Origin of the sequence: Mesorhizobium sp. M0028 (assembly GCF_040323855.1) — a bacterium.
GTDB lineage: Bacteria > Pseudomonadota > Alphaproteobacteria > Rhizobiales > Rhizobiaceae > Mesorhizobium.
In genome coordinates this window covers 52,479-68,777 of the sequence record NZ_JAMYVG010000021.1, presented here as the reverse complement: position 1 = coordinate 68,777, position 16,299 = coordinate 52,479, and the positions used below count along the sequence as shown (strand labels likewise).

Below are 16,299 nucleotides of genomic sequence, written 5' to 3'. Positions count from 1 at the left end.
GGAAGTTGGGTGAATTCCCTCGGCCCGGATTCGATTGCGCCAGCGCAGCAGGCGACACCGCCGTTCAAGAGCGGCCGTCTTCGTAGGTAACGCGCCAGATGGTGCCGTTGCCGTCCTCGGTGACGATCAGCGAGCCGTCCTTGGCGATGGCGATACCGACCGGGCGGCCCCAGACGGCGTCGTTCGAGATAACGAGGCCGGTCATGAAGTCCTCATATTCGCCGGTCGGCTTGCCATCCCTGAATTTGAGCCTCACCACCTTGTAGCCGGTCCTGGCGCCACGGTTCCACGAACCATGCATGGTGACGAAGGCGTCACCCTGATAATCCGCCGGAAAGTTGTTGCCGTCGTAGAAGGCTATGTTCATCGGCGCCGAATGCGCCTGCATCAGCACGTCGGGGACAGTGGCCTTGCCGGCGAGGTCGGGCCGCTCGCCCTGATGGCGCGGATCCTCGTGATTGCCGATGTAGTACCAAGGCCAACCATAGAATCCGCCGTCCTTGACTGCAGTTGCAAATTCGAACGGCACATTGTCGCCGAGTTCGTCGCGCTCATTGACGACGCACCACAATGCGCCGGTGGCGGGCTGCACGGTCATGCCCGTACAGTTGCGCAGGCCGGTGGCGACAGTTCGGGGATTTTTCCCATCCGGGTCGAAGGCGAGCACATCGGCACGGCCGTCCTCGGAGCCCCAGGCCGCACCGAGCGGCTTTGAGTTCACCCAGGCGTCCAAGCCATCATCCGGCTCCTCCATGTCCTCGCCGACGTTCGACGCGGAGCCAACCGACAGATAAAGCGTCTTGCCGTCCGGCGAGAAGGCGATGTCGCGGGTCGTGTGACCACCCGACGGGATTTCCGCGACAATGGTTTCTGGTTTGCCGGATGCCTTCAGGTCGCCGTCGCGATAAGGAAAGCGGACGATGCTGTCGCTGTTTGCGACATAGACCCATTGCGGCTTGTCTCCTGGCGGATAGAAGGCGATGCCGTAGGGATAACTGAGCCCCTTGGCGAAGATCGCTTTCTCGATGGGCTTGGCGCTGTCCTCGGCGAGACGGTAGACACGTATCTGGTCGGCATGGCTGTTGGCAACGAACAGGTCGCCATTCGGAGCGACGCGCACGACGCGCGGATTGACGATGCCGGATGCGATCAGTTCGGCCGAAAAGCCCGGCGGCAAATCTGGCTTGGCGCTTTCGGGCCGTTCCGCCACGCCGGCGCCGTTCGAAGCGGATTGGGCGGGATCGGCTGGCGGCATGTCTTGCGCCCCGATCAGGCGGCGGGTGCCAGGCCTGTCGGCGTGCCAATCGCCAAAAGCGGCTTCGCCTTTGAGCACCTTCTGATCCGCCTGCTGGGCGGCTGCCGGTGTCGCAACAAGGAGAGCAGCGGCAATGGCCGCAAAGCCGCCAGATCGGATCATCAACGTCCTCCGGGATTCGCCTCGAAAAGGGCAAACGGGATGAGGCATTGGTCGTTCCAAGCGGCCGTCCAGCACACGAGGATTTGAAGCCGAACCCCGATTCACTTGCCGGCGGCGTAGAAATCGTCGTCGAGGCGCTTTTCCAGCGCGACCAGATCGGCCGGCAGCGGCAAGCCCATGGCCCGCATCTCTTGCAGCTTCTCGCGCAACTGCTCTTGCACCTCGTGCTGATCCTCTGGCTGGTTGATCATTTCTTCGAGCAGCAGGCTGATCTGGGCCTTGAACGATTCCAGCGCCATTCTTTTTCTCCTTGCGGCAGGCCGCGGCGGCTCCTAGCGCAGCATGCGCGAAATCAGCTGCGCGGTATAGTCGACCATCGGTACTATGCGCGCATAATTCAGCCGCGTCGGCCCGATGACGCCGAGCGCACCGACGACGCGGGCGTCCTTGTCGCGATAGGGTGCCACCACCAGTGATGAGCCCGACAGAGAAAACAGCTTGTTTTCCGAACCGATGAAGATGCGCACGCCCGGGCCGTCCTCGGCGAGGTCGAGGAGCTGGATCAGTCCGTCCTGGGTTTCGAGATCCTCGAAGAGATGCCGCAGCAATTCGATGTCGGCCTGGGCAGTGACGTTTTCCAGGAGATTGGCGCGGCCGCGCACGATAAGCCGCCCAGGCACCCCGCTTTCGGCGCCTGCCCAGACCGCCAGGCCCTTCTCGACCAGATCCTGTGAAAGCGTATCGAGGGCTGCCCTGGTCTCTTCCTTGATGCGGGCGATCTCGACCCGCGCTTCGGCCAGGGTGCGGCCGCGAATATGGGCGTTGAGGAAATTGGAGGCTTCGTGCAATTGCGAGACGGTGATGCCGGCGGGCAGATCGACGACGCGATTTTCGACGTCGCCGTTCTGCGAGACCAGCACGGCCAACGCCTTGGTCGGCTCGAGCTGGATGAATTCGATGTGCTTCAGCGCCACCTCGTTCTTGGCGGCGAGCACAAGGCCGGCGCCGCGCGACATGCCGGACAGCATCTGGCTGGCCTCGGTCAGCATATGCTCCAGCGTCGCGCCCGAGCCGGAGGCGCGCACCTGCGCCTCGATGGTGCGGCGCTCCTCGTCGGAGAGGTCACCGAGTTCCATGAACGCATCGACGAAGAAGCGCAGGCCAGCCTGGGTCGGCAGACGGCCGGCCGAAATATGCGGCGCATAGATCAGGCCGAGATGCTCGAGGTCGCTCATCACGTTGCGGATGGTGGCCGGCGATAGCGACGACGGCAGGATGCGCGACAGGCTGCGCGAGCCGACCGGCTCGCCATCCCTCAGATAAGAATCGACGATGCGCCGGAAGATGTCGCGCGAACGCATGTCGAGCGATTGAAGCGCGGGCGATTGCAGCGCGTGCGACGGGAGCACGTGCGATTGCGAACCGGGATCGACTGCCTTGGTCATTTCGAGCCAAAAACCTCCGGCCCGAAGATATAGACTTCCGCGGCGTCGGCGCAACCGGTCCATTTTCCTTTGCGCCTCACGCCCCGTGCGGCTACAAGCCGGCCAAGATTCCGAAGAAAGAAAGAAGCCTGAATGCGCCCTTCCAAACGCCAGTTCGACGAAATGCGCCCCATCTCCTTCGAGCGCGGCGTCTCCAAGCATGCGGAAGGCTCGTGCCTGGTGAAGTTCGGCGACACGCATGTGCTGTGCACGGCCAGCCTGGAGGAAAAGGTGCCGGGTTGGATGCGCAACTCCGGTAAGGGCTGGGTGACGGCGGAATACGGCATGCTGCCGCGTTCGACCGGCGAGCGCATGCGCCGCGAGGCTTCGGCCGGCAAACAAGGCGGCCGCACGCTGGAGATCCAGCGGCTGATCGGCCGCTCCCTGCGCGCCGTGGTCGATCTGCAGGCGCTCGGCGAGCAGCAGATCACTGTCGACTGCGACGTGATCCAGGCCGATGGCGGCACGCGCACCGCTTCGATCACCGGCGGCTGGGTGGCGCTTTACGATTGCCTGCGCTGGATGGAAGCCCGCCAAATGGCGAGCCTGGGCAAGGTGCTGAAGGATCACGTTGCGGCGATCTCCTGCGGCATCCATGATGGCCAGCCGGTCATCGACCTTGACTATGTCGAGGATTCCTCGGCCGGCACCGACGCCAATTTCGTCATGACCGGCAAGGGCGGTATCGTCGAGATCCAGGGCACGGCCGAGGGCGAGCCGTTCTCGGAAGAGCAGTTCGCGGCCTTGATGGGGCTGGCCAAGAAGGGCATTCAGCGCCTGGTCAGCCTGCAGCAGATGGCGGTGGACTGATCTTCAGTTTATGACGATGAGGATTGATAATCCTGTGACCCCTTCCGCAATCCTGGAATCAGCACTCTACGTGACGGATCTTGCTGCCGCGGAACAGTTCTATTCGGGCGCCCTCGGGCTCGATCCGCTCGGCAGGGTCGACGGCAGGCATCTCTTCTTCCGCTGCGGCGACGGCGTGCTGCTTATCTTCAATGCCGAGGCGACCAAAGTGCCGCCGGCGTCCGATGCCAGGCTGCCGGTGCCGCCGCATGGCGCGGTCGGCGAGGGCCATCTCTGTTTCGCCGCAAGCGCCGACGAGATCGTGCGCTGGAAAGCGCACCTGGAAGCAAAGAGCATCGCCATCGAAAGCGAGTTCGAGTGGCCGCAAGGCGGCCGCTCGATCTATATTCGCGACCCCTCGGGCAATTCGATCGAATTCGCCGAGCCAAGAATTTGGGGCATCTGATGCATTCGCCAACTGTTCATTCGCTTGATGGGCATAAGATCGTCGTCGCAAGCCACAATGCCGGCAAATTGCGCGAATTCGCCGATCTGATGGCGCCGTTCGGCATAGAAGCGAAGTCGGCCAAGGAGTACGGCCTGCCGGAACCGGACGAGACCGGCACCACTTTCGAGGAGAACGCCCTCATAAAAGCCTTGGCCGCTGCCAAGGCCACTGGATTGCCGGCGCTGTCGGACGATTCCGGCCTATGTGTCGATGCGCTCGACGGCGCACCCGGCGTCTACACTGCCAACTGGGCCGAGACGCCGGACGGCCCCCGCGACTTCGGCATGGCCATGCAGCGCACGGAAGTGGCCTTGCAGGAAGTTGGCGCGATCGCGCCTGCTCAGCGCAAGGGCCGCTTTGTCGCGGTCATCTGCCTGGCCTTTCCCGACGGCCAGGCTGAATATTTTCGCGGCGAGGTCGAAGGTACGCTGGTATGGCCGCCGCGCGGCGAACTCGGCTTCGGCTACGACCCGGTGTTCTTGCCCAATGGGTTCGAAAAGACCTTCGGCGAGATGAGCGCGGAGGAAAAACATGGCTGGAAGCCCGGCCAGCCGACAGCATTGTCGCACCGCGCCCGCGCCTTCCAGAAATTCGCGCAAGCCCGATTGGCCGCCGCATGACCATGCTGCTCGACCGCAGCCCGGGTTTTGGCGTCTACATCCACTGGCCGTTCTGCGCGGCCAAGTGCCCCTATTGCGACTTCAACAGCCATGTCCGCCACCAGCCGGTCGACCAGGAGCGTTTTGCGCGCGCCTTCGAGGCCGAGCTGGCGACCATGCGCGGCCGCACCGGGCCGCGCGAGGTGACAAGCATCTTTCTCGGTGGCGGTACGCCGTCGCTGATGAAGCCGCAGACCGTGGCGGCGGTGCTGGATGCCGTGGCGAAGAACTGGACGGTACCAGATGGCATCGAGGTGACGCTGGAGGCCAATCCTTCCTCGGTCGAGGCCGAGCGCTTTCGCGGCTATCGCGCGGCGGGCGTCAACCGGGTGTCGCTTGGCGTGCAGGCGCTGAACGACAAGGATCTGCGCTTTCTCGGCCGTTTGCACAATGTCGATGAGGCCCTGCATGCGATCGGCCTGGCGCGCGAGATTTTCCCACGGTTGTCCTTCGACCTGATCTACGTGCGGCCGGACCAGACGCCTGAAGCGTGGCAGACGGAACTCGAGCAGGCGATCGGCCACGCCGCCGACCATCTGTCGCTGTACCAGCTGACCATCGAGGAAGGCACGCCGTTCCATGCACTGCATGCAGCAAGGAAATTCATCATTCCAGACAACGATGTTGCCGCCGATCTCTATGCGTTGACGCAGGAGATCACCGCCGCGCACGGACTGCCGGCCTACGAGATTTCCAACCACGCCAGGCCCGGCGCTGAAAGCCGGCACAATCTCACCTACTGGCGCTATGGCGAATATGTCGGCGTCGGTCCCGGTGCGCATGGCCGTTTCGTCGAGAGCGGCCGGCGCGTGGTGACAATCGCCGAGAAAATGCCGGAGACCTGGGCCAATCTGGTCGAGGCCAAGGGCCATGGCGTCACCGGCGGCGAGATCCTGACGCGATCGGAAGAAGCCGACGAGTTCCTGCTGATGGGGCTGAGGCTGGCGGAAGGCATCGACCTTTCCCGCTACGAGGCGTTTTCAGGGCGCGGCCTGTCGACGGCACGGCTGTCGGTGCTGCAGGACGAAGGCTTGGTGGCGCCGATCGGCAATGCCCGCCTGCGCGCCACGCCGGCCGGCATGATCGTGCTCGATGCGGTCGTGGCGGATTTGGCTAGATAGTACCGGTGAAGAACGTTCTCTTCGTCTGCAGCCAGAATCGCTTGCGCAGCCCGACGGCGGAGCAGGTGTTTTCCGGTCGCAGGGACATCGAGGTCGCTTCAGCCGGCACCAATCACGATGCCGACACTCCGTTGACGCGCGAACTCGTCGCCTGGGCCGATATCATCTTCGTGATGGAAAAGGCGCACCGCGGCAAACTGCAGCGGAAATTCAGGGCCAGTCTAAGGAAGGCTCGGGTGATCTGCCTCGATATTCCCGACGACTATGAATTCATGGACCAGGAACTGGTCTGGTTGCTGGCGGGTCAAGGTATCGCGATATCTCTGAAGGCTGTCGCGCTACCGCGCCTTCGTCATGCTCGGGCTTAACCCGAGGATCCATGCCGCTACCCTTGTCGAAGAATGCTGCGGTAGAATTCTGAACTGTCGAAACGCTTGAATGTTACGGCATGGATCCTGGGGTCTGCGCCGCGTCGCTGCGCTCCTTGCTCCGTCCCAGGATGACGAAAAGAGGATCAAGCGTCGTGCTTGAAACGACGCTTGCCGCGGTCCTTCTCGGCATGCGCTTCTCCGGAGCGGGTCTGCTTGATCTCGCTCTTGTCGCGCGGGGCAGAATGCTGGTCGCCTGTGGGATGTGATGCTGCGCCATCGCGGGCGCTTTTTGTTTCGAGACGGGTGATGAAAATATCGAAGCGATTGGGCATCGTCCGGTCAGTGCTCCGTCGGGCTGTCGGTTTCGGTTACGGGCTTGCTCTCTGCCAATGGCTGGCGTGCGAGCGGTTTCCTGGCCTCGCCATCCGCGTTGCCACGCAGGCTCTTGTCGCCTGGCGCGGCGAAGCGCTTGCGGCCGGCATAATAGGGTTCGAAAACGTCCTGTATCGTCAGGCTGTCCATCCTGCTCCTCCCAAGATCAGGGTTAAAATTCGCCGGCAACGGTTTCGTTCCCTACTATGGCAAAGGCATGGCGGCCGGTTCACGTCGGGACCCCGTTTGGAACCGGGCGTTTGCAACCCAGGCTTTTGCAACCAGGCATGAGCCGTGCCAAACAGGGTCGAACGGAGTTGTGCAGGTGACCGGCGAATTGGCCAAACGCAGTTATGTGGTCGGGCAGACCGAGATCGCCGCCCGGCCGCTCGAGCCGGCGCTCTATCTGGTGGCTACGCCGATCGGCAATCTCGCCGACATCACGCTGCGCGCGCTGGAAACGCTCGCCGCCGCAGATATCGTCGCCTGCGAGGACACGCGTGTTTCGCGCGTCCTGCTCGACCGCTACGGCATCCGCCGCCGCACCACCGCCTATCACGAGCACAATGCCGGCGAGGCCGGGCCGAAGCTGATCGCGGCACTGCTGGCCGGGCAGAGCGTAGCGCTGATCTCTGATGCCGGCACACCGCTCATCTCCGATCCCGGCTACCGGCTGGTTGGCGAGGCGCTGGAACGCGGCATTCGTGTCGTGCCGATCCCCGGACCGTCGGCGCCACTTGCCGCTCTGACGGCATCCGGCCTGCCTTCGGACGCCTTTCTGTTTGCCGGCTTCCTGCCGGTGAAGACCGGCCAGCGGCTGACGCGGCTGGAAGCGCTGAAGGCGGTGCCGGCAACGTTGATCTTCTTCGAATCGCCGCGCCGGCTGGCCGAGACGCTCAGTGCCATGGTCGAGGTGCTGGGCGGCGCCCGCAAGGCGGCGATCGGCCGCGAGCTGACCAAGACTTTCGAGGAGATGCGGACCGGCACCCTGCAGTCACTCGCCGGCCATTACGCGGCAGCCGATACGCCTAAGGGCGAAATCGTCATCTGCGTCGGCCCGGCCGATGCGGTCGCTGATGAGCCTGAAGACATCGACCGGCTGCTGCTTTCGCTGGCGGCCGAGATGCCGGCCTCCAAGGCGGCGGCGGAAGCCGCCAAGATGACGGGTGGCCAAAAACAGACGCTCTACCGACGGCTGCTCGACCTCAGGAATGCCGGAAGAGACGGGGCCGGCGGAGACCGCGATGGCTGAACGGCGGAGCGCCAGCCGGCAAAAGGCCTACCGGCGCGGCCATCACGGTGAATGGCTGGCGGCGGCGGCGCTGATGCTGAAGGGCTACCGGATTCTTGCCCGCCGCCACCGTACCAGGTTTGGCGAGATCGACCTGATCGCGCGGCGTGGCGATTTGGTGCTGATCGTCGAGGTCAAGGCACGCCGTACGCTGATCGAGGCGATGGAGGCCGTCGGCCGCGAATCGGAGCGCCGCATCGAAGGCGCGGCCGATTTCTGGCTGTCGCGCCAATCCGACTACGGAAAATTATCGGTGCGCTTCGACATGGTGGCGGTATTGCCGTGGCGCTGGCCGGTGCATGTCGAGAACGTTTTTTACGGGGGGAACTAGGTCATTCCCGAAGTGGGGTCGGTTTTGCCGCGATCTCCGGTTCAGATTCGATTGCCTGTCGTCTCGTCGATAGGAACAAGCAAGTAGCGCCATTTGCTGCCTGGATCATGTGCCGACGCTCACCTGGATTCGCTCAATCGATCGGTTTGTCGACCTCGTCTCCGCCCAGCACTGACTGGAACAAAAGCGTTCCTGCGTTGTTCTCCAACCGTCCTGATGTTCGACGGGCTGGTTCAAATGCCGATCAGGGCAGTCCTCGTGGCAGGCGTGCGAGGACAAGGGATGGCGAGGCAAATGGATCCTGACGATCTCAACCAGGAACGGATCGTCACCGTGTTCGGCGGAACTGGCTTTCTCGGGCGCAGGATCGTGACGCGGCTCCTGGAAAGGGGTTTCACGGTGCGCGCCGCATCTCGCCATCCGGCTCGCGTGGCCCTGGTCTTTTCCTCGATTACAAGGATGCCCGAAGCAGTCGAGGCGGATATATTGGATGCGTCCTCGATTGGGTCGGCCATTACCGGATCACAGGCGGTCGTGAATGCTATCAGTCTTTACGTCGAGCAGGGCGTCCAGACCTTTGAACGCGTCCATGTGAAAGCCGCGGCCGATCTCGCTGCCGTGTCGCGCAAGGTCGAGATCGATCAGTTCGTCCAGATTTCAGGGATCGGCTCCGATCCTCAATCGGATTCGAATTATATAAGGGCACGTGGGCGCGGAGAAGTTGCCGTGGGAAACGCATTTCCCGGCGCTTTCATTGTGCGTCCCGCCGTCATGACAGGACCTGACGACGCTTTCCTCACGACCATTGTGAGGCTGATACGCCTCCTGCCGGTCTATCCGCTGTTCGGCGATGGTGGCACACGGCTTCAGCCGGTCTATGTGGCCGACGTCGCGGAAGCAGTGAGCCGGCTGATCGACGGGCGAAGCCACAAGGGTTCATCCATATTCGAATTCGGGGGCCCGCGTATCTATACCTATAAGGAATTGCTTCGGGAGATCGCCCGACAGCTCGATACGCACGTAAAGCTGATGCCGGTGCCGTTTGCTGTATGGAACGCCTTGGCTGGCGTCGCGGAACTCCTCCCGGCTGCCCCCATAACGCGCAACCAGATCGATCTTATGCGTCAGGATAATGTGGCAGCAATCGACGCGCCGGGCCTGAAGGAACTCGACATCGAGCCGCGGGATATCGACGAGGTGATCCGCGTGATCGAACAGCGCCGTGGCGTAGGCTCGCGCTCGTCTCCGCCTTAGGACGGCCCTCTGATCCTGGCGGGAACCTATCGCCGCGCGACAGGTTGGTCGAGCTTGAAGCCAATGAAAGAAGGAAAAGAACCATGGCCAGATGCGATCAATGCGGGAATGACTACGACAAGGCTTTCAAAGTGACGATGGCCGAGGAGACCTACACATTCGACAGCTTCGAATGCGCGGTCCAGAAACTTGCTCCGACGTGTCCGCATTGCGGATGCCGGATCATCGGACATGGCGTCGAACAGGATGACATCATCTACTGCTGCGCACATTGCGCCGCTGAGGAAGGTGCGAGCGCGCTGACCGATCGCGCGCCTTGATGCACCTCCTTTGGCGTCTCCAGGGCGACCATTCCGAATGACTGCGCCGGCTCATCCCTATATGGTCCCTATATGGCCAGTGCTGTCAGCCCGACGACGACCAGCCGAGGTCCAGACGCGCCGAGGTCAAGGCCGCCGCACCTGGACAAGTCGCTCCACAATGCCAGCCACCTCCTCTGGAATGGCCGGTATGGTGCCCGATTTCCGTGTCGACCCGAAATCGAGGCCGGCGAAAAAGAGACCTGGAACAGCGCCGACGCCATCCTCGTGGACGGGCTGGCCGGCCGCATCGAGCGCGCCAGGAAGCCGGACCCATGAGAAATCGCCGGTGAAACCCGTGCACCAGATCACTGATCTGATGCCGCTCGCCGTCCAGTCGAGGGAGCGGATCGGAGGATCGGGCAAGCGCGGGGCAACCGTCTCGGCTGGATCATCCTCGGCCAGGGGCGCATCGAGGCCGGCGCGCTCAATGTACTCGTCGACCAGGCGCTTGGCATTCGCCGAAACCTCGTCGGCAAATCGCATATGGTCGTCGAGTTCGTCGCCGAAGACGAGGCTGCCATTCTCCACGCCCCTGAAGCGGCCGAGCAGCACCACGCCCTGTGCACTCAGCGATTGCAGGCTGATTGTATGGGTCGCGCCGACCAGCGCGCGGGCCTGCAGCTTGCCGGAGGGGAGGACGAGTTCCTTGCGCGGAACGTCGAGAAAACCGGACAGCGTCAGCCATTTAAGTATGTTGCCCCCGCGGTAGCGCCGCACCCAACGGCCGTTGCGGCTGGTCGCCAAAAAGACCGCACGTCCGGCCACCGCCAGATCCTCGGCGATCTGGCCGCCCGACTGGCCGCTGCCGACCACCAGCACCGCGCCATTCTCGAACTCGGCCGGGTTGCGATAAGCCGAAGAATCGACTTGGCGAACTGCCGCCGGCAAGTCCGCCGACCCTGGTGGCCGGACCTGTCGGTTCTGGTCGCCGGTGGCGATCACCACATTGCGCGCCAGAAGCACGCCACGAGCCGCCGTAGTGACGCGAAAGATCCCATCGTCTCTCGTCAGCTCTTGAACCGGAGTTTGGGTGCTTACCGGCAGGCGGTGCCGCTCGGCATAGCCTTCGAGATACGCGACAAATTCGTGGTGGGTTATCGCGCCCCAGGGCTCCGGCCCCTCGTAGGAATCACCGGGTAAGATGGAGCGAATGGTCGGCGAATTCAGTCGAAACGAATTCCATCGCTGCGTTCGCCACGTTTCGCCGATCCGGCCTCGATCGAGCACACGGTGGTCGCGGCCCTGCCGTTTCAAGAAGTAGCTGACGCCGAGCCCCGCCGGACCGGCGCCAATAACGAGGGCGTCAAGAACTTCGCTCATGCATTCCCCCTGCCAACCATACGTCCACAAGATCGTATGGCTCGGCTTCGGGCAAGAACAGAGTTCCGGCTGGGATTGCGCTATCCGCGCCGGCTCACCCCCAGATTGCCAGCCCCGCCAGGCCGACGATGCCCACGACCAGCCGCCACCAGCCGAACAGCGCATAGCCATGGCGCGAGACATAGTCGAGCAGGAAGCGCACGACGATTAGCGCGGTGACGAAGGCGGCGACGAAGCCGACGGCGATGATAGGCAGGTCGGCACTGCTCAGCACATTGCGGTTCTTGAACAGGTCGAAGGCGAAGGCGCCGACCATGGTCGGGATGGCAAGGAAGAAGGAGAATTCCGCCGCCGCCCGTTTGTCGACCCCGAGCAGCAGCGCGCCGACGATGGTCGAACCCGAGCGCGATGTGCCGGGGATCAGCGACAAGCACTGGAACAGCCCGATCTGCAGATAGAGCCTGGTCGGGAACCGCTCGACATCGTGGTAATATGGCTTCGGCTTCATGCGATCGACCAGCAGCAGGATGACGCCGCCGATGATCAGCATGATGCAGATCAGCCGCGGCGATTCGAACAGCACCGTCTTGATGAAATCATGCGCCAGCGCGCCGACGACGGCCGCCGGCAGGAACGCGATGAGAATGCCAAGGACGAAATGCCGCGTCAGCCGATCGTATGGCAGTTCGAGCAGCATCTTCCAGAGCCGGTGGAAATAGACGCTGAGGATCGCCAATATGGCGCCGAGCTGGATCAGGATCTCGAAGGCCTTGCCGGTCGAATGAAAGCCGAGGAAATGGCCGGCGAGCAGGATATGACCGGTCGAAGACACCGGAATAAACTCGGTCAGGCCCTCGAGCATGCCGAGCAGCAGCGCTTCGACGACGGTCTGGCTTTCCATGGCAACCTCGGCGTTGGAGGGAGGGCTTGAGAAAACGGCTTGCTTGTCACGGCGCGGAACTCCCCCTATAGGTCGCAGCACCCTGACAGCCCCTGAATCGGGCGGCCAAGACTTACCGGCGCAGCCGGCGATTTGCCAGTGCGCTCTATTATCGCGGGACCATGCTAACGCTTTTCCACCATCCGATGTTCGCCAGCTGCCGCTTCGTCCGCCTCGCCTTTGGCGAGTATGGCGAGGAACTGGCACTGATCGAAGAGAAGCCGTGGACGCGGCGCAAGGAGTTCCTGGCGCTGAACCCGGCCGGCACGCTGCCGATCCTGCTTGCCGAGGGCGACGTGCCGATTGTTGGCGCAGTGGTCATTGCCGAATATCTCGACGAGACGCGCGGCGTACTCAAGCGCGACAAGCGGCTATTCGCCGAAGACCCGATGGAACGCGCCGAAATCCGCCGGCTGACCGACTGGTACCTCAACAAGGCGGAAAGCGAGGTTACCCGGCATCTGGTGCGCGAGCGCGTTCTGAAGCCGGTCATGCCGGAAACAGCGGGCGGCGGCTCGCCCGATTCGGCGGCGATCCGCGCCGCCCGCGCCAATATCCGCCAGCACATGAAATACACCAACTGGCTGGCCGGCACCCGTCATTGGCTGGCCGGCAACAAGGTCACCTATGCCGATCTCGCGGCGGCGGCGGCACTGTCGGTGCTCGACTATCTCGGCGAGATCGACTGGCGCGAACACAGCGCCGCGCGCGAATGGTATACAAGGGTGAAATCACGGCCTTCGTTCCGGCCGCTTCTGTCCGACCGGGTGCGTGGCCTGTCGCCGGTGTCACATTATGCGGACCTCGATTTCTGATACGGCAAAGCTGCGCGCGCTGATCGACCGCGAGGCGCGGAACGCCGGCTTTGACGCCGTCGCCGTCACAACGCCCGATGCGATTCCGCGGGCGCCGGAACGGCTGGCCGAATTCGTTGCCGACGGCTTTCACGGCTCGATGGGCTGGATTGCCGAAACGCTCGAGCGGCGAGGCAAACCAGCGGCGCTCTGGCCAGAGGTCCGCTCGATCATCGTGCTGGCGATGAATTACGGCCCCGACCGCGACCCGCGCGACATCCTGGCAAAACGCGATCGCGGCGCGATCTCCGCCTATGCGCAGAACCGCGATTATCATGACGTCATGAAAGGCCGGCTGAAGGCGATCGCCGGCAAGCTTGTTGCGCGCGCCGGCGGCGACGTCAAAGTGTTTGTCGACACCGCGCCGGTGATGGAAAAGCCGCTGGCCGAGGCGGCCGGCCTCGGTTGGCAAGGCAAGCACACCAACCTGGTCAGCCGCGCCCATGGTTCCTGGCTGTTCCTCGGCACCATCTTCACGACGGCCGAGCTGGTGCCGGACGCGCCTGAGGACGATCATTGCGGCTCCTGCCGCGCCTGTCTCGACGCCTGCCCGACGGACGCCTTTCCGGCGCCTTACCGGCTCGATGCGCGGCGCTGCATTTCATACCTCACCATCGAGAACAAAGGACCGATCCCACATGAGTTCCGGGAAAAGATCGGCAATCGCATCTATGGCTGCGACGACTGCCTGGCCGCCTGTCCGTGGAACAAGTTCGCCCAAGCTGCCTCCGAGGCTAAGCTTGCCGCCCGCGCGGACTTGCGCGAACCGCCGCTCGCCGAGCTGCTTTGCCTGAACGACGCTGCCTTCCGCGCGCTTTTTTCGGGCTCGCCGGTCCAGCGCATCGGCCGCGACCGTTTTATCCGCAACGTGCTGATCGCGGCCAGCAATTCCCAGGACTTGTCGCTGGCCGGCGCCGTCCGCGCGCTGCTCGACGATGCCTCGCCGCTGGTTCGCGGCGCCGCGGTATGGGCGCTGTCGCGGCTAGTGCCGGGTCAGGAATTTGCCGAACGTGCCGCAGCCGCTTTGCAACTAGAAGGTGACGAGGCGGTAAGAGGCGAATGGCTTCTGGCCCTGCCAAAGCCGATCGAGGCCCATACATGACAAAAAAGCAGATTTTCATCTTCGGCGCCGGTTATTCGGGCAGGGCCTTCGCCGGCGCCAACAGGGATGCCGACACAACGATCTTCGGTACAACACGGTCGCTGGAAAAATTCGCGGCGCTGCGGCAAGCCGGTATCGTGCCGCTGCGTTTCGATGGCACGCTGACTTCCGAAATCGGCGATGCGCTTGGGAAGACAACCCATCTCGTCGTCTCGGTCGCGCCGGACGAGGCCGGCGACCCGGTGCTGGGCGCGGCACGCGAGGTGATCGTGGCCAACATGCCGGAGCTCGAATGGATCGCCTATCTCTCCACCGTCGGCGTCTATGGCGACCATGGCGGCAACTGGGTGGACGAGGCCGCCGAATGCCGGCCGTTGTCGAAGCGGTCGGTGATGCGTGTCGCAGCCGAGCAGGATTGGCTGCAACTGGGCCACGACATCCACCGGCCTGTGGCGATCCTGCGGCTTTCCGGCATTTATGGGCCGGGCCGCAACGCCCTGGTCAATCTCGAAAACGGCACCGCCCGGCGACTGGTCAAGCCGGGCCAGGTGTTCAACCGCATCCATTGCGACGATATTGCCGGCGCTCTCTGGCATCTAGCCGAAGGCGATCGCGGCGGCATCTTCAACGTCACCGACGACCTGCCGGCGCCGCCGCAGGACGTCGTCGCCTATGCCGCCAGGTTGATGGGCATCGAGCCGCCGCCCGAAATTCCGTTCGAGACCGCCCAACTTTCGCCCATGGCGCGGTCCTTCTATGGCGAGAACAAGCGTGTCGCCAACGCGGCGATCAAGGCGGCCGGCTATGGCTTTCGCTTCCCCGACTACCGCTCGGCTCTCGACGCCATGTGGGCGAGCGGCGACTGGCGCGACGGCGAGGCGCGCAGTCCGATGAAACGGTCGTGATCGATACGTTGCGCGGGGCGTGGTATGATGCGGTTCAAATCGCGGAGGGGTCCAGCTTGGGGAAGACGTTAAAGCGAGCCTTGCCGGGAAAAACACTGCTGCTGACGGCAGCACTGGCCGTCGCCGGCCTAACGCTTGCCGCGCAAACGGCGAGCGCCGAGCAACGGGCAAAAGAGCTGTTCGGCGCCAAAAAGCTGCCGGCACTCGCAGCAGCGCAATCGATCGGCTTTTATTCCAAAGGCTGTTTTTCCGGCGGCGTCGCGCTGCCCATGGACGGCCGGCACTGGGAGGTGATGCGACCGTCGCGCAACCGCCGTTGGGGCCATCCGGCAATGATCGCGCTAATCGAGAAACTATCACGCGATGCTGCAGCCGACGGCTGGCCGGGCCTGCTGATCGGCGACATCTCGCAACCGCGCGGCGGACCGATGCTTACCGGCCATGCCTCGCACCAGATCGGCCTCGACGCCGACATCTGGCTGACGCCGATGCCCGACCGCAAGCTTTCGACCGAAGAGCGCGAAAACATCAGCGCTACCTTGATGGTCGATGAAAAGACCCATCTGGTAAAGGATGGCCTGTGGACGCCGATGCACACGCGGCTGTTGAGGCGCGCCGCGAGCTATCCCGAAGTCGAGCGCATCCTGGTCAATCCAGGGATCAAGAAGAAGCTCTGCGACACGGTCAAAGGCGACCGCAGCTGGTTGCGCAAGGTCAGGCCGTTCTGGGGCCACGATTACCACTTCCACATTCGTATCGGCTGCCAGCCTGGGTCACCCGACTGCAAGGCGCAGGAAGCGACGGCGCCAGGCGATGGCTGCGACCAGGCGCTGGCCTGGTGGTTCACCGAGGAGCCGTGGCGCCCCAACAAGAATCCGGACAAGCCGAAGGCACGCGACGTGATGACGATGGCGAACCTGCCCAGGCAATGCCAGTTCGTGCTCGACGCGCCGGCTCCGGCCTCGGCGGAAGCAGTCACCTATTATGGCGACGGCGTGCCGATCGCGGCCGTACCCGCTCCCGCGGCAGAGCCTTCGCCGCCGCCGACGGTCGCAGCCGGCGCGGCAGCGCTTCCGGCCTCGGCGAACGCCTTTGTGGCGACCCCCGAGATCCGCATTCCGCTGCCGCGGCCACGACCGGGGCACTGATGCGGGCAGCGTGTTCGCTGTCTGCATCCGTGCATCTCCACTTCGAAAACCGATTTCCCTTTTTGCGGTCA

Annotated in this window: 19 protein-coding genes and 1 pseudogene; 13 read left to right on the top strand and 7 right to left on the bottom strand. The window is 63.7% G+C overall.

Annotated elements, in window-relative coordinates:
• Positions 1-64 precede the first annotated feature (64 nt).
• From NKJ93_RS27355 to hrcA, 3 genes are all read right to left on the bottom strand, one after another.
• Positions 65-1,417 (bottom strand): PQQ-dependent sugar dehydrogenase, encoded by a 1,353-nt coding sequence (locus NKJ93_RS27355; protein ID WP_352592301.1) that lies wholly within the window; start codon positions 1,415-1,417, stop codon positions 65-67.
• Between the two features lie 101 nt (positions 1,418-1,518).
• Positions 1,519-1,716, bottom strand: a complete 198-nt coding sequence (locus NKJ93_RS27350) for a hypothetical protein (RefSeq protein WP_023718841.1) — start codon at positions 1,714-1,716, stop codon at positions 1,519-1,521.
• 33 nt (positions 1,717-1,749) lie between these two features.
• On the bottom strand, positions 1,750-2,862 hold the full coding sequence (hrcA, locus tag NKJ93_RS27345) for a heat-inducible transcriptional repressor HrcA (RefSeq protein WP_352592298.1): 1,113 nt from the start codon (positions 2,860-2,862) through the stop codon (positions 1,750-1,752).
• 132 nt (positions 2,863-2,994) lie between these two features.
• Between hrcA and rph the strand changes: the two genes are divergently transcribed.
• The 5 genes and pseudogenes from rph (at position 2,995) to NKJ93_RS27320 (ending at position 6,305) form a co-directional block, all read left to right on the top strand.
• Positions 2,995-3,711 carry a ribonuclease PH gene (rph, locus tag NKJ93_RS27340; protein ID WP_352592295.1) on the top strand — a complete coding sequence of 239 codons (717 nt, stop codon included), beginning with the start codon at positions 2,995-2,997 and terminating at the stop codon, positions 3,709-3,711.
• Positions 3,712-3,745: 34 nt separating this feature from the next.
• Positions 3,746-4,156: a VOC family protein gene (locus NKJ93_RS27335; RefSeq protein ID WP_352592292.1), complete on the top strand. Its 411-nt coding sequence runs from the start codon at positions 3,746-3,748 to the stop codon at positions 4,154-4,156.
• Complete coding sequence (gene rdgB, locus NKJ93_RS27330) at positions 4,156-4,818, top strand: RdgB/HAM1 family non-canonical purine NTP pyrophosphatase (protein ID WP_352592289.1); 663 nt, start codon at positions 4,156-4,158, stop codon at positions 4,816-4,818. The genes NKJ93_RS27335 and rdgB overlap by 1 nt, the downstream gene beginning before the upstream one ends.
• Positions 4,815-5,978, top strand: coding sequence for a radical SAM family heme chaperone HemW (gene hemW, locus NKJ93_RS27325; protein WP_352592286.1), 1,164 nt, complete (start codon positions 4,815-4,817; stop codon positions 5,976-5,978). Before rdgB ends, hemW begins: the two co-directional genes overlap by 4 nt.
• 5 nt (positions 5,979-5,983) lie before the next feature.
• Positions 5,984-6,305, top strand: a pseudogene (locus tag NKJ93_RS27320) (low molecular weight protein tyrosine phosphatase family protein).
• 187 nt (positions 6,306-6,492) lie between these two features.
• On the opposite strand, the gene NKJ93_RS27315 reads toward NKJ93_RS27320, so the two are convergent.
• A complete protein-coding gene (locus NKJ93_RS27315; RefSeq protein ID WP_023718834.1) occupies positions 6,493-6,681 on the bottom strand; it encodes a hypothetical protein in 189 nt (62 codons plus the stop codon).
• A 7-nt stretch (positions 6,682-6,688) separates the two neighbouring features.
• Complete coding sequence (locus NKJ93_RS27310; protein WP_352592280.1) at positions 6,689-6,871, bottom strand: hypothetical protein; 183 nt, start codon at positions 6,869-6,871, stop codon at positions 6,689-6,691.
• A gap of 175 nt (positions 6,872-7,046) precedes the next feature.
• On the opposite strand from NKJ93_RS27310, the gene rsmI reads away from it, so the two are divergent.
• From rsmI to NKJ93_RS27290, 4 genes are all read left to right on the top strand, one after another.
• Positions 7,047-7,973, top strand: a complete 927-nt coding sequence (gene rsmI / locus NKJ93_RS27305; protein WP_352592278.1) for a 16S rRNA (cytidine(1402)-2'-O)-methyltransferase — start codon at positions 7,047-7,049, stop codon at positions 7,971-7,973.
• A complete protein-coding gene (locus NKJ93_RS27300; RefSeq protein WP_023718831.1) occupies positions 7,966-8,343 on the top strand; it encodes a YraN family protein in 378 nt (125 codons plus the stop codon). The genes rsmI and NKJ93_RS27300 overlap by 8 nt, the downstream gene beginning before the upstream one ends.
• 216 nt (positions 8,344-8,559) lie before the next feature.
• Positions 8,560-9,597, top strand: coding sequence for a complex I NDUFA9 subunit family protein (locus NKJ93_RS27295; RefSeq protein WP_352495437.1), 1,038 nt, complete (start codon positions 8,560-8,562; stop codon positions 9,595-9,597).
• A 44-nt stretch (positions 9,598-9,641) separates the two neighbouring features.
• A complete protein-coding gene (locus tag NKJ93_RS27290) occupies positions 9,642-9,917 on the top strand; it encodes a metallothionein (protein WP_352495436.1) in 276 nt (91 codons plus the stop codon).
• Between the two features lie 126 nt (positions 9,918-10,043).
• On the opposite strand, the gene NKJ93_RS27285 is transcribed toward NKJ93_RS27290, so the two are convergent.
• Together NKJ93_RS27285 and NKJ93_RS27280 are read right to left on the bottom strand one after the other, a co-directional pair.
• Entirely contained in the window at positions 10,044-11,279 is a 1,236-nt protein-coding gene (locus NKJ93_RS27285; RefSeq protein ID WP_352592275.1) for a flavin-containing monooxygenase, read from the bottom strand.
• 94 nt (positions 11,280-11,373) lie between these two features.
• Complete coding sequence (locus NKJ93_RS27280; RefSeq protein WP_023718827.1) at positions 11,374-12,180, bottom strand: undecaprenyl-diphosphate phosphatase; 807 nt, start codon at positions 12,178-12,180, stop codon at positions 11,374-11,376.
• A 161-nt stretch (positions 12,181-12,341) separates the two neighbouring features.
• On the opposite strand from NKJ93_RS27280, the gene NKJ93_RS27275 reads away from it, so the two are divergent.
• From NKJ93_RS27275 to mepA, 4 genes are read left to right on the top strand one after another with little or no spacing between them, the layout of a single operon-like run.
• Positions 12,342-13,034, top strand: coding sequence for a glutathione S-transferase family protein (locus NKJ93_RS27275; protein ID WP_023678968.1), 693 nt, complete (start codon positions 12,342-12,344; stop codon positions 13,032-13,034).
• The gene (gene queG, locus NKJ93_RS27270; RefSeq protein WP_352592272.1) at positions 13,015-14,175 is read left to right on the top strand and encodes a tRNA epoxyqueuosine(34) reductase QueG; all 1,161 of its coding nucleotides are present in this window, start codon (positions 13,015-13,017) and stop codon (positions 14,173-14,175) included. The genes NKJ93_RS27275 and queG overlap by 20 nt, the downstream gene beginning before the upstream one ends.
• Positions 14,172-15,080 (top strand): SDR family oxidoreductase, encoded by a 909-nt coding sequence (locus NKJ93_RS27265; protein ID WP_352495433.1) that lies wholly within the window; start codon positions 14,172-14,174, stop codon positions 15,078-15,080. Before queG ends, NKJ93_RS27265 begins: the two co-directional genes overlap by 4 nt.
• Positions 15,081-15,136: 56 nt before the next feature.
• A complete protein-coding gene (gene mepA, locus NKJ93_RS27260) occupies positions 15,137-16,228 on the top strand; it encodes a penicillin-insensitive murein endopeptidase (RefSeq protein ID WP_352592269.1) in 1,092 nt (363 codons plus the stop codon).
• Positions 16,229-16,299: the final 71 nt, after the last annotated feature.

Bases quoted from the DNA above. Each gene is read 5' to 3' on its own strand.
- NKJ93_RS27355 (WP_352592301.1), bottom strand. From the start codon at position 1,417: ATGATCCGATCTGGCGGCTTTGCGGCCATTGCCGCTGCTCTCCTTGTT.
- NKJ93_RS27350 (WP_023718841.1), bottom strand. From the start codon at position 1,716: ATGGCGCTGGAATCGTTCAAGGCCCAGATCAGCCTGCTGCTCGAAGAA.
- hrcA (WP_352592298.1), bottom strand. From the start codon at position 2,862: ATGACCAAGGCAGTCGATCCCGGTTCGCAATCGCACGTGCTCCCGTCG.
- rph (WP_352592295.1), top strand. From the start codon at position 2,995: ATGCGCCCTTCCAAACGCCAGTTCGACGAAATGCGCCCCATCTCCTTC.
- rdgB (WP_352592289.1), top strand. From the start codon at position 4,156: ATGCATTCGCCAACTGTTCATTCGCTTGATGGGCATAAGATCGTCGTC.
- hemW (WP_352592286.1), top strand. From the start codon at position 4,815: ATGACCATGCTGCTCGACCGCAGCCCGGGTTTTGGCGTCTACATCCAC.
- NKJ93_RS27315 (WP_023718834.1), bottom strand. From the start codon at position 6,681: ATGCCCAATCGCTTCGATATTTTCATCACCCGTCTCGAAACAAAAAGC.
- NKJ93_RS27310 (WP_352592280.1), bottom strand. From the start codon at position 6,871: ATGGACAGCCTGACGATACAGGACGTTTTCGAACCCTATTATGCCGGC.
- NKJ93_RS27300 (WP_023718831.1), top strand. From the start codon at position 7,966: ATGGCTGAACGGCGGAGCGCCAGCCGGCAAAAGGCCTACCGGCGCGGC.
- NKJ93_RS27295 (WP_352495437.1), top strand. From the start codon at position 8,560: ATGTTCGACGGGCTGGTTCAAATGCCGATCAGGGCAGTCCTCGTGGCA.
- NKJ93_RS27285 (WP_352592275.1), bottom strand. From the start codon at position 11,279: ATGAGCGAAGTTCTTGACGCCCTCGTTATTGGCGCCGGTCCGGCGGGG.
- NKJ93_RS27280 (WP_023718827.1), bottom strand. From the start codon at position 12,180: ATGGAAAGCCAGACCGTCGTCGAAGCGCTGCTGCTCGGCATGCTCGAG.
- NKJ93_RS27275 (WP_023678968.1), top strand. From the start codon at position 12,342: ATGCTAACGCTTTTCCACCATCCGATGTTCGCCAGCTGCCGCTTCGTC.
- queG (WP_352592272.1), top strand. From the start codon at position 13,015: ATGCGGACCTCGATTTCTGATACGGCAAAGCTGCGCGCGCTGATCGAC.
- NKJ93_RS27265 (WP_352495433.1), top strand. From the start codon at position 14,172: ATGACAAAAAAGCAGATTTTCATCTTCGGCGCCGGTTATTCGGGCAGG.